The 11595-nt window shown below is 51.9% G+C and carries 9 protein-coding genes; 3 read left to right on the top strand and 6 right to left on the bottom strand.

The window, feature by feature from the left end:
• The first annotated feature begins 32 nt into the window (after positions 1-32).
• From yhbH to KDC22_RS09435, 3 genes are all read left to right on the top strand, one after another.
• Positions 33-1193, top strand: a complete 1161-nt coding sequence (gene yhbH, locus KDC22_RS09445) for a sporulation protein YhbH (RefSeq protein ID WP_211723969.1) — start codon at positions 33-35, stop codon at positions 1191-1193.
• 270 nt (positions 1194-1463) lie between these two features.
• The gene (locus KDC22_RS09440) at positions 1464-1826 is read left to right on the top strand and encodes a PadR family transcriptional regulator (RefSeq protein WP_246553421.1); all 363 of its coding nucleotides are present in this window, start codon (positions 1464-1466) and stop codon (positions 1824-1826) included.
• Complete coding sequence (locus KDC22_RS09435; protein WP_211722845.1) at positions 1826-2401, top strand: DUF2812 domain-containing protein; 576 nt, start codon at positions 1826-1828, stop codon at positions 2399-2401. Before KDC22_RS09440 ends, KDC22_RS09435 begins: the two co-directional genes overlap by 1 nt.
• Before the next feature lie 17 nt (positions 2402-2418).
• On the opposite strand, the gene KDC22_RS09430 is transcribed toward KDC22_RS09435, so the two are convergent.
• The 6 genes from KDC22_RS09430 to KDC22_RS09405 all read right to left on the bottom strand — a co-directional run bounded on the left by KDC22_RS09430 (position 2419) and on the right by KDC22_RS09405 (position 11593).
• The gene (locus KDC22_RS09430; protein ID WP_211722844.1) at positions 2419-3564 is read right to left on the bottom strand and encodes a stalk domain-containing protein; all 1146 of its coding nucleotides are present in this window, start codon (positions 3562-3564) and stop codon (positions 2419-2421) included.
• Between the two features lie 481 nt (positions 3565-4045).
• A complete protein-coding gene (gene melA, locus KDC22_RS09425; RefSeq protein WP_211722843.1) occupies positions 4046-5551 on the bottom strand; it encodes an alpha-glucosidase/alpha-galactosidase in 1506 nt (501 codons plus the stop codon).
• Positions 5552-5699: 148 nt separating this feature from the next.
• Complete coding sequence (locus tag KDC22_RS09420; RefSeq protein ID WP_211723967.1) at positions 5700-6596, bottom strand: AraC family transcriptional regulator; 897 nt, start codon at positions 6594-6596, stop codon at positions 5700-5702.
• A 606-nt stretch (positions 6597-7202) separates the two neighbouring features.
• The gene (locus tag KDC22_RS09415; RefSeq protein WP_211722842.1) at positions 7203-9320 is read right to left on the bottom strand and encodes a methyl-accepting chemotaxis protein; all 2118 of its coding nucleotides are present in this window, start codon (positions 9318-9320) and stop codon (positions 7203-7205) included.
• Between the two features lie 114 nt (positions 9321-9434).
• Positions 9435-10283: a sugar ABC transporter permease gene (locus KDC22_RS09410; protein ID WP_173138663.1), complete on the bottom strand. Its 849-nt coding sequence runs from the start codon at positions 10281-10283 to the stop codon at positions 9435-9437.
• Positions 10280-11593, bottom strand: coding sequence for a sugar ABC transporter permease (locus KDC22_RS09405; RefSeq protein ID WP_173138665.1), 1314 nt, complete (start codon positions 11591-11593; stop codon positions 10280-10282). Before KDC22_RS09405 ends, KDC22_RS09410 begins: the two co-directional genes overlap by 4 nt.
• Positions 11594-11595 lie beyond the last annotated feature (2 nt).

Below are 11595 nucleotides of genomic sequence, written 5' to 3'. Positions count from 1 at the left end.
CCGAATAACACAGTCCATGGGAGGTGGTCATCCTGTCACAGCCATCCGGTCCATACGCTTTTGTCGTATCCAAAGAAGACTGGTCCCTTCACCGCAAAGGCCATCAGGATCAGGAGCGTCACCAGCAGAAGGTCAGAGAAGCCATTAAGGGAAATCTGCCGGATCTGGTTACTGAAGAGAACATTATTTTGTCGGGCGGCAAGCAGATTGTGAAGGTGCCGATCCGCAGTCTGGATGAATACCGGATTATCTATAATTTCCGCAAGCAGAAGCATGTCGGCCAGGGCGACGGGGAGAGTCAGGTAGGTGACGTACTCGGCCGCGATTCACAGTCTGCCCAGCCGGGCAAAGGGGATAAAGCCGGAGATCAGCCCGGGCAGGATACCGTTGAGGCCGAAGTCGATATCGAGGATCTGGAGGACATTCTGTTCCAGGATATGGAGCTTCCCCATCTGAAGCCGAAGGATAAAGAAGAAATCGAGGTTAAATCCATTGTCTTCAACGATATCCGCAAAAAAGGCATGATGTCGAATATCGACAAAAAACGTACTCTTCTGGAGAATCTGCGGCGTAATGCCAGCAGAGGCACTCCCGGCATTCACAGCATCAGCCCCGATGATCTGCGTTACAAAACCTGGGATGATATCACGACCCCCCACTCTAATGCCGTAATTATTGCCATGATGGATACCTCAGGCTCGATGGGCACTTTTGAAAAATACTGCGCCCGCAGCTTCTTCTTCTGGATGACCCGCTTCCTGCGCCGCCAGTATGAGAAGGTGGATATTGTGTTCCTGGCCCATCATACGGAAGCCAAAGAGGTCAGCGAGCATGACTTCTTCACACGCGGGGAGAGCGGGGGAACCATCTGTTCCTCGGCCTACCAGAAGGCGCTGGAGATTATCGACAGCCGCTACCCTCCGGCCAAATACAACATCTATCCCTTTCATTTCTCGGATGGCGACAACCTGACCTCGGACAATGAACGCTGCGTCAAGCTGATCGGAGAGCTCCTGAAGCGCAGCAACATGTTCGGCTATGGCGAAGTGAACCAGTACAACCGCAGCAGCACCCTGATGTCCGCCTACCGCCACATGAAGCAGGAGCAGTTCATGCATTATGTGATCAAGGATAAGAAGGAAGTGTATCAGGCGCTGAAGACGTTTTTTGGCAAAAGGGCAACAGAAGCCTGAGCGCTTGCTCTCCAGGCTGACAGTGAAGCGATACTGCGCGCTGATTCATACCGGGAGGATGATCCCCTGCAAACCGTGCGAACGGCGGGCAGGGGATTTTTGTGTATGCGGGGGCAGATTGTGGTACACAAGCCTGTTGACAACTATATCGCCAGCCGATATACTCAATGTATCGGTTGACGATATATCGCCAAATGTTATAACGTTCAGTGTTATAACGCCAATGGGTATAACGACGAATGATGGTACTGGAACTTCAAGGTCTGTGGAATGTTACACAAAGATGCAATAAGGAAGGTGATGGCATTGTCCGGCAACAATGAATACGGGGCGCTGACCGAAGGCGTCTATTATATCCTCTTGTCTCTGCTCACCCCGATGCACGGCTACGGCATTATGCAGAATGTGAAGCTGCTGAGCCATCAGCGTGTGGAGCTTGGGGCAGGCACACTCTATGGTGCGCTAAGCACACTTGTGGAACGGGGCTGGATCGAGCTGCTGGCAGGCGGAGAGGATTCCCGCAAGAAGGAATATCAGATTACAGAGCTTGGCAAATCTATAGTCGGCAGTGAAATGACAAGGCTTGACGAGCTGCTCACAAATGGAAGAAAGCTACTGGGAGGCGAAGCGTAATGAGTCAGGTGGTACGCAAATATTTCATAGATTTCGAGAAGGAAGAGGCCTGGCTGAATGAGATGTCGGCTAAGGGGCTCGCACTCGTTGAATATTCATGGGCCCGTTATGTGTTCGAGGAGAGTGCCAAGGGAGAGTACATTTACCGGCTTGAGCTGCTGGAGAAGGACCCGAAGGAGGAGTCCGACTATCTGCAATTTATGGAGGAGACCGGAGCGGAGCGTGTGCCTACCGGAGCCCCTGCAAAGGCCAAGCGTACATTGATCAACCAGCGCTGGGTGATCTTCAGAAGGAAGGCCTCGGAAGGCCCCTTCCAGATCTATTCCGATACAGATTCCAAAATCAAACACTATCAGAGAATCCATAACGTCTATCTGTCCCTCGCGCTGCTGGAACTGATCATCGGCTCCTTTAATATCATGCTGATGCTGCTGAATACTTCTTCTAACATCTACAAAATCAACCTCATCGTGGGAGTCCTTGTAATCATTCTGGGCCTGTTCTTCGTGTGGCTCAGCCTGCCGGTCCGCCGCAAGATCCTCCGGTTGAAGAATGAGAAGCTGATAAGGGAATGAGTGGATGCGCAGAATAACTACTTGATAACCTCCCTACCGAGTGCAACTTCTTCATTTGAATCAAAATACCACCTATCCTTATTTTTAACTACAGAAGTAAGTGAGTAGAGCCGCTCCTTAAACTTCGATGGATCGTTGTTAGCTTGAAGTGTACAGACCCAATAAACAACTGCTTGATTTGCCGAATAAGAGACAATGACAGCTTGTTCTTCAGTATATTCCAGATCAAACTTTCGAGTAGACCATTCCCGGAGATCTCTGAGACCCTGCTCGTAGTCGGCAGTTAGGTTGGCAGGGTCTTGCAGCGCCAGTTCCGCATCCACATCTTTATCATTTATAGCTTTAGAATAAGCAGCGAGCAACTCACGAATGGCCATTTTATCTGCGGCCGGAACGCTTACCTCTTTATTTATCAATGAAGTATAGTTTAGATATTCTGTATTATTGATTTCTATATGATGTATCGTCCAACTGGCATCGGGCTTATGCTCCATTTCCAATGTTACATGCTCAATCCGGTCCAGAAGTTCAGTTTCTGTCTTACGAAAGGAGACATCAGCAAGCATTACTGTATACTCTCCCCACGATTTCATTTCAAGCATGTCGATCGACTTAAAGCCATCCAGAGTCTGATAATGGGCTTTAATTAGTGCCTGCATTTTTTTCAGGTCCGCCTTTTTAGGCTTGCCTTGCAGATCCTCGTATACTTTAACTATTTTGTTCGTCTTATCATAGTCAGCACTGATATAGTCAGTCTCGCTGAACAGGGAGAGCGCAACCTGGGCATCCGCACCCGTACCAATGACCATTGGAATATTAGAATCATAGGTGTACTGAGAACCATTTACAAAAGTCTTTTTCGTTTTTAGATCAATCTTAAAAGAAGCATCCTCTGATTTCGCTGTAATCTGCTTACCGGCAGCATCATACTTGAAAATAAAGCCCAGCGCCTGCACCACACTGCGGAATTCGACATACACTTTTCCTCCGTGAATCACCGTAGCCACACGCGGATGGACCTCTTTATTTTGCACATATACACGGATTCCATTTGTAGTCTGGGTAGCTGTTGCTGCGGTTACTGTATTTGCGGTCGTTGTTACGCCCAGCAGGGTAATCAGCAGGAGGTACAGCACATTTGCCATATGTATTTTTTTCTTCAATTTCCTTATTCCCCTTCGACAGATGAATTTATATTTCTATAATTTATAATTCGTTCCGATCATTGTATTCCCTTTATCATTCATCAATATCAGAACAGAATCACCCTACGGGTAATAAGACCGATAGCTACGGCAGATAACAATTGGAAAAATGCAGCTTAATTCATCTCCTCCTAACGATTATAGGGAATTAAGTGGAAAATCAGCATCTGCTATCGCCGATTTTGCTGCTACCGGGAGATATGTAAACATTTAAGTGTTGTTTTTCCAACTCTTGTCGGAATATCGTCCATTCGTTCGTTAGCAAGTGCCCAAAATCCACCTATTTCCCCCATCATGGCAAGGAGAGCGGTTTTTCGCATACATCCGGTCCACGTGTACTCACGCCAAACCTACACCTATACAAAAATTAAGCCCCTCCCTTCCGGGAGAGGCTCATGGCATGATTGTTTTGCTTCGTTAGGCTTATGCTTGGCTCCGCTTACTGCACCTTCTCACGGTCCTTACCCTTATCAGACTCTCCGGCATTCTTGTTCGCGGCTTCGCGGTCCTGCATCATTTCGTCCACCGTTTTCACCTTGAGCCGGGCCGCTCCCTCGTTGCCGGCATTCGTCGGAATCAGATTCCCGGAAGCCAGGCGCTCCTTCGCTTCAGCGATGGCTGCACTGTATTGCGGCAGCCATTGTTCCCCGGCAACCAGCATCTCATCGACCATCTGCCAGATCTCCTTCGGATTGCAGACCGCGCCGACCAGCGGGTCCATCATGAAGGCCTGGCGCAGCAGCTTATCGTCACCATGCACAGCCGCTTCCACTGCCAGACGCTGCACGGAAATGCTGACGTTGCAGACAGCCGCCGGGCCGAGCGGCAGGTCGCCGACCAGCGGCATCGAGATGCCGTTACGGTCCACGTAACCCGGCGCTTCGATAATCGCATCAGCCGGCAGATTGGAGATGACTCCGTTATTCACCATATTGAAGTGGCCTCTGTACACTCGTCCAGTCTCCAGACCTTCGATGATATAGGAGCCATGCTCCTCGCCGCACTTCTCCGGGATATACTCCAGGGCCGGGTCCTTCATCCAGTTCGGGAAGTCGGTCTCGAACCAGTTGCGTCCTTCCGTGCAGACCCGCAGGTATCCGCCCGTCTCCCCGTTGATCCACACGCCGAGATCAATCCAGTCCATGATCTCGCTGGCGCGTTTGCGGTACCAGGGAACATATTCGCTCAGATGGCCATTCGACTCTGTGCTGTAATAGCCGAAGCGGCGGAGCATATCAATCCGCACCTTCTCTGTACGGCTGTACTCCGGGTGCTGCTCGAAGGCCTCCAGCAGACCTGCCGTCAGATCCCTGCCTTCATGCTTGGCGGAGATATACCAGGTCTGGTGATTGATCCCGGCGCAGATAATATCCACCTGCGACTTCTCCAGCCCGAAGACATGGGCGATCTGCTGATGTCCATGCTGTACGCCATGACAGAGTCCGATCGTCCGCACACCGCCGTATTTATTGCAGGCCCAGGTCAGCATAGCCATCGGATTCGAGTAATTCAGCAGCAGCACATCTTGTGCGGCCACCTCGCGGATATCGCGGCAGATCTCCAGCATCTCCGCAATCCCGCGCTGTCCGTACATGATCCCCCCCGCACACAGCGTATCGCCTACGCACTGGTCCACGCCATACTTCAGCGGAATGTCCACATCGGTAGCGAAGGCCTCCAGCCCCCCCATTCGAATAGTACAAAATACGTACTTGGCATCCTTCAGCGCTTCTCTGCGGTCCGTAGTGGGGGAGATTACGATATCCAGACCGTTCTCCTTAATATCCCTCTGGCACAGCTCGGTGACCATGTCCAGATTATGACTGTTTATATCCATGAAGGAAACTTCAATATTACGGAATTCCGGTACAGTTAGCAGATCGCGCAGCAATCCGCGCGTGAATCCGATACTGCCCGCCCCGATAAAGGTTACTTTAAAAGACATCGTTATCATCCTCCGGCAATGAATTGTTGATTCCTGTCCATTGTAACAAGGAGACTGCCGGAAGCGTAACCAATATCATGACCATTTTGCCGGTATAGTGTCAACAATCCTAACTTAATGTGCAGAATACCAATCGCGCGGATTCCGTCTATTCCTCACTCCAGAAATGACGTTCAATAGAGTTACGGTATTCGATTGGTGTGCAGCCGGCATACTTTTTGAACAGGAGATGAAAATACTGCCTGCTGCTGATGCCCACATAATCGGCGATCTCCGCTACCGGAATCTCCCCTTGCCCCAGCAGCATCCGGGCCTTCTCCATGCGCAGCCTGTTCAGATAATCGGTCAAGGTCTGCCCTGTATGGGTTCTGAAGATACGGTGCAGATAGCCGGGGTGAACATTCACGGAGAGTGCAATCTCCTTGACCTGTATGCCCCGGTCATAATTCTGATGCAGGAATTCTATCGCCCGCCGGACATAGAGCTGTGACGGCTGCTGGCTGGCCGGAAGCGACTCCTTCCGCAGTCTCGCCAGACGCAGCAGCAGCTCCGAGAAAAGCAGATGCACCATGCTGCTTCCCGTCCTCCCCCGCTGATCCAGCTCCAGCACCAGTGCCTTCAGGACATGGAAGACCTCCTCCTGGTCTGAGAGTACCAGACTGTCGAACGGATGCCGCAGCAACTCGGCAAGCGCCTCCTCTTCCCGGGCCAGTCTGCCGACGGAAGGAACCACACCCCTGTATTCTGTAAAAGCAAATTCCACATTCAGCATCCGGCAGGAGGAGCCCTCTTCGACGATCAACCGGTGCGGGACCCCTGCATCCAGCAGAATCAGTTCGCCCCGCTTCAGCCGGAAGGGCGTATCTCCGCCCGATTCGTTCCGCACATCCACCACACAGGTGCCTGAGATCAGATACATAATTTCCGTGGAGTTATGGTGATGATAGGCCATCGTATAATTGCTCCACTGCTTGTAGTAATAGGCCAGGAAATGCGGGCTGTAATCCCCGTCCAGCAAAGCCTGCTCAAAAAGACTCCCGTTCAACTCCGGCACTCCGCATAACTCCTCTCATCCAAGTAATCAATAGCACAAGTGTACCCGCTGAAGCTGAGCAGGACAAGAAACAGGCGGCTGATTGCACGATGTGTAATGAAAAATCTGCTGTACATTCACTTCCAGGAAAAAGGAGCTTATATGTAAAAGTGAGCAGATGTTAAGGTGCCAAATCCTAACTATAAGTACTAGGCAGCAACAAAAGGGGGATGTCGAGAGGGAATGATCTACCGAAGGGGACCTGAGAGGGCCTGAGAGGGCCTGAGAGGGGAGGCCTCCTGCATCAAGCAAGTGGAAAAAGGTAGCTTGATTTCTCGATTTCGGCGGATTGTGGGTAAGCAAGTGGATAAACAGCATCTACTAATGAAGGATTCAGCTACTTTGGGTGAAATGCGATGATTTAAGTGCTGTTTATCCACCTCCTGTTCTCGCAGCGTCTATTCATTCATCAGCAAGTGGAGAAAATCCAACTGCTACTACAACTACTGTTACTACTAGGTTCATATCGTTGCTGCGATTTATTAACCTGCTGCATTCCATATTATTGCTGCGATACATGCGGACTGGGGCGCCGCTATCCCGGCCAGGCCCCACCCACTAACCCCCAAAAGAACGCATCGACTGCTTCAGGTTCTCTGCCAGCGTCTCCAGCTTGCCCGAGAGAGCCACCAGCTCCCTGCTTACCAGGAACTGCTGTGAAGACATGGAGGCCACCTCCTCCGTGGAGGCGCTGGTCTGCTGCACGACCGAGATCACACTTGCCATGGATTGTCCCAGCTGCTGCTGATATTCGGTCAGCTCGGCGACAGCCGTTGAAGACTGGCTCAGATAACCGCTGAACACTTCCATCTCTGTCCGCACGCTTTGGAAGATCAGCGAGGCTTCGCGGACCGAGACAATCTGGCTGCCGAATTGCGGTGCAGCTTCACCCACAATTTGTACTGTGTTCTCAATATGGCTGCTGATCTCCTCCGTAATTCTAGAGACGGATGCGATCGACTGGCTAGATTGATTGGCCAGCCCCCGGATCTCATCAGCAATGACAATGAACCCTCTGCCGGCGGCTCCTGCACGTGCAGCTTCAATGGATGCATTCAGTGCCAGGATATTCGTCTGCTTGTTCATGGCAATCATCGGGGAGAGGATGCTGCGGATCAGCACTGTGCTGTCCCGCAGCATGGCTGAATTCTCCTGAATCAAGTCCATCATCTTCAGGACGCTCTCACTTTGCGCAACCAGCTTCTTCATCCGCTCCGCTCCCTGGTCGCTGGCCTCCATGACCTTCCCTGCCGAAGCGGCCATGACCGCATTCGTCCCGGCCACTTCGTTCGCCTTGTCCCGCATTCGCTCCACCTTGGCGTTGCTGCTCTCCGCTTCAGCCGCCAGACTGGCAGCTCCGCCTGCGATTTCGCCGGTCGCAGCGGCTACCTCGCTGGCCTGGCCGCTGATCGCTCCCGAAGCTGCGACAAGCTGCTCCGAGGTGGCCAGCACTTCAGCAGCCGAGCTGCTGCTCCGGCCCGCCAGCAGGGAGATCTGCTCCATCATCCGGTTGAAGCTGTGGCCCAGCCGTCCGATCTCATCCCGGCCCTTGAAGTCCGTCCGCACCTGCAGGTTGCCTTGCTCACCCTCCTCCATCAAACGGGCCAGCTTGCCGAGCGGACGCCCGATGAGCCGGACCAGAACATAGCCGATGACCAGAGCAATAAGCGCTGCTGCCAATACTACCAGGAAGGTAATATAGAGCAGCCTGTCCGCAGATTTGGTGAAGTCGCTCACCGGCGCATATCCCAGCAGCGTCCAGTCCGCTGTAGCCAGCGGCTGGTAGACCACAAGCTGCGGAGTTCCAAGCTCATCCCCGGTAGTGAAAGAATGCACCGGCCCCCCGGCCTTTGACGTACCGGACTGCCGCTTTTCATCCTTTAACCTTCCCGATTGCTCCTGTCCCCCGGTCTTCATCTCTGCGGTATGTATATAAGAAGGCTGCCCGAGCAGCGCGTTGTCAGCACCGTATGCCACCCGGCCCGAAGGATCAAGGATGCGGATCTCCCCGGCAAGCCCGATATGCAGATTAGACAACACACCCGTCAGCGCGCTTCCCTTCACCTCAATCAGCATATAATACTCGGCGGCCGGATTCTGAATATTCCGCAGCAGACGGCCCATTGTCAGAGAGGACTCGCTGTACGCGTCAAAAAAACCCTTGGCACGTACAGGGAACCAGACAGGCTCACCTTTGCCGTTATCAATCTCTTTCATCCGGGCAAGGATACCTTCATCACTCCGCACACCGCTAATTCCCGTAGATTTATAGGATTCGGCATCCACCATGCTTCTGGAGACCAGCCGGACACCCAGCAGCCGCTCATCCGACCCCCTGACCGAATCCAGCTTACGGCGGATTCTATCCTCCGCCGCTGCCTTGGCAACTGTACCGGCGGCTGGATTGTTGACAGCTTCCATATCCACTTTTAACACAGAGTCTACAGCAAATTGCCTGGAGAGCGCTTCGTACTCAGCGAAGAGGAAATCCAGCTTGTCCGCCGCCTGCACAATGGACTGCGAGGAGGCCGCAGCGACCTCGTCTGTGATGATCCTTTTTGCCGCATAATAGGAGGTTAAGCCCAGAACTGAGGACAATAGCACAATGGTACAGAATAAAATCACAAATAGCTTGAAGCCAACCGACCTGACATTTAATTTCCGCCGCCGTTTCATGACACTCTCCCCTTATTTATGTAGGTTTAATAAACCGTCCAAAATAAATAGCAGGCGCAGCCCTTCATAACTGCTTAAAGGCCGCACCTGCTATTCTCAAAACTTAAACACTTCCTATCCCTTGCTGGCTCCTGCCGTCAGACCGTCAACCAGCAGGCGCTGCAGGAACCCGAACAGAATCATAATCGGTACAGAGATCAGCACTGCACCCGCCGCAAACAGTGTGAAATTGGAATTCTGCATCGTATTGACCATATCCCACATGCCCACCGCGACCGTCCAGTTCTCCTTGGTCCGCAGGATCAGCTTGGCGAAGATAAAGTCCACCCACGGGCCGACAAACAGGGTCAGCGCTATATACGTGATCATCGGACGGGACAACGGCAGGATTATCCGGGTGAAAATCCCGAAGTTGCTCGCCCCGTCAATCCGTGCCGCTTCATCCAGTGAACGCGGAATCGTATCCAGGAAGCCTTTGGCGATCAGCGTCCCTCCGAGCGGCGCTCCGGCCGCATACACGATAATCAGGGCCAGATGGGTATCCAGCAGGTTGAACTCCTTCAGCAGCAGATAGATGGCAATCATGCTCATGAAGCCCGGGAACATCCCGAGAATCAGCAGCGTGGACATCGTCGTCTTGCGGCTTTTGAACCGGAACCGGGATAAGGCATAGCTGGTCAAAAGTGTCAGCACCACGCCGATCAGCATCGAGAATACCGCTATTTTGAGCGTATTGGCATACCAGGTTCCAAACATATACACCGGTGAGGTGAATAGCTCCTTGTAGTGCGCAAGTGTGAACTGCTCAGGAATCAGCGTCTTACTGTACAAGGATTTACCCGGCCGGAAGGAGGCAAGCAGAATCCAGAGTGCCGGATAGATGGCAGCAATCGCCAGTGCAACCAGAACAATGTAGCTTAAGCCCAGACGAATAAAGTTGACAGCTTTGCGTCCGATGATCATTGAATCATGTCCTCCTCTTGGAATGATTTGGTCCGGCGGTAGTTGTACAGGGAGAACCCGGCAACAATTATGAACAGGATGATCCCTATCGCGGACGCCATATTATTCTTGTTCTGATCCAGCGTCAGCTTATAAAGCCAGGTGACGAGCAGGTCCGTCGAACCGGCGTATTGATAGTTCCCGTTCACCGGGTTCCCTCCCGTCAGCAGGAAGATGGCATTGAAGTTATTGATATTGCCGGCGAATTGCATAATCAGAGTAGGGGCGGTAGAGAACAGGATCATCGGCAGAGTGACAATCCGGAATTTCTGATAATTCGTCGCCCCGTCGACTTCAGCAGCCTCATACATATCGCGGGGAATCGTGGTCAGCACCCCCATAATCAGCAGCATGGACACCGGAATACCTACCCACATGTTCACCACGATTACTGTAACCTTGGCCCAGAACGGATCGGTCAGCCAAGGCAATCCATCCAGTCCGAAAAATCCGAGATACTGGTTGATCGGGCCGAACTGCCCGTTGAACAGGTTGCGCATCAAGAGGAGGGAGATCATCTGCGGAATGGCATAAGGAATGATCAGGAGCATTCTCCACATGCCCTTGAAGCGGATACCTTTTTGGTTGATCAGCAGGGCGACCAGCATCCCGCCGAAATAAGTAGTTATGGTTGACAGAACCGCCCAGATGATGGTCCAGGTAAGTACACCGTAAAAGGTATGGCTCCAGGTTTTTAGCACCAGCAGGTTGCGGAAGGTCTCAAAGCCCACCCAATCCACCAGCTTGGCCGGAGGGATGTGATTCGGTGCGGCATAGTTGGTAAAAGCCAGCATGATCATAAATATGATCGGCATAATGGTGAAGAACAGAATGCCCATACCCGGGAGCAGCAAGAAGCTCTGGGCGAATTTGTAATCCAGTATATAACGTACGGATTGCTTAAATGTATGCGATGGACGGCCGTTTTCGCGTTCTGCTCCGATTTTATAGGCATCCCTAATATTCATGTACCAGACGATCAGGAATAACACAAAGAACAGCAGGGTAATCAGGCTTTCAATCAGAATGACAATGGAATGGTCTCCGGGAACCATTTTGGCAATCCCTTTTACCTTCTCCAGACGGCTTGGAGATTCACCAAGTGTGGTCATTCCCCAGAAGGCTCTTCCCAAATTGCTAATGAAATAGATAAGTGCTACAGCTTCTACAGCTATGAACATTAGCCCTTTAATGAATTGGCGGTTATATATTTGTCCCAGTCCCATAAAAATGGCCGACAGTATCCCAGCTTTCGCTTTGTGTCGCTGCATTT

Source organism: Paenibacillus tritici (assembly GCF_018207515.1).
GTDB classification, from domain to species: Bacteria; Bacillota; Bacilli; order Paenibacillales; family Paenibacillaceae; genus Paenibacillus_AQ; species Paenibacillus_AQ tritici.
The sequence above is the reverse complement of the archived record's forward strand: the minus strand, read 5'-3'. Positions and strand labels throughout refer to the sequence as shown.

Excerpts from the sequence above, each read along its gene's own strand:
- KDC22_RS09410 (WP_173138663.1), bottom strand. The coding sequence starts at position 10,283 with ATGATCATCGGACGCAAAGCTGTCAACTTTATTCGTCTGGGCTTAAGC.
- KDC22_RS09415 (WP_211722842.1), bottom strand. The coding sequence starts at position 9,320 with ATGAAACGGCGGCGGAAATTAAATGTCAGGTCGGTTGGCTTCAAGCTA.
- melA (WP_211722843.1), bottom strand. The coding sequence starts at position 5,551 with ATGTCTTTTAAAGTAACCTTTATCGGGGCGGGCAGTATCGGATTCACG.
- KDC22_RS09405 (WP_173138665.1), bottom strand. The coding sequence starts at position 11,593 with ATGCAGCGACACAAAGCGAAAGCTGGGATACTGTCGGCCATTTTTATG.
- KDC22_RS09440 (WP_246553421.1), top strand. The coding sequence starts at position 1,464 with ATGTTACACAAAGATGCAATAAGGAAGGTGATGGCATTGTCCGGCAAC.
- KDC22_RS09435 (WP_211722845.1), top strand. The coding sequence starts at position 1,826 with ATGAGTCAGGTGGTACGCAAATATTTCATAGATTTCGAGAAGGAAGAG.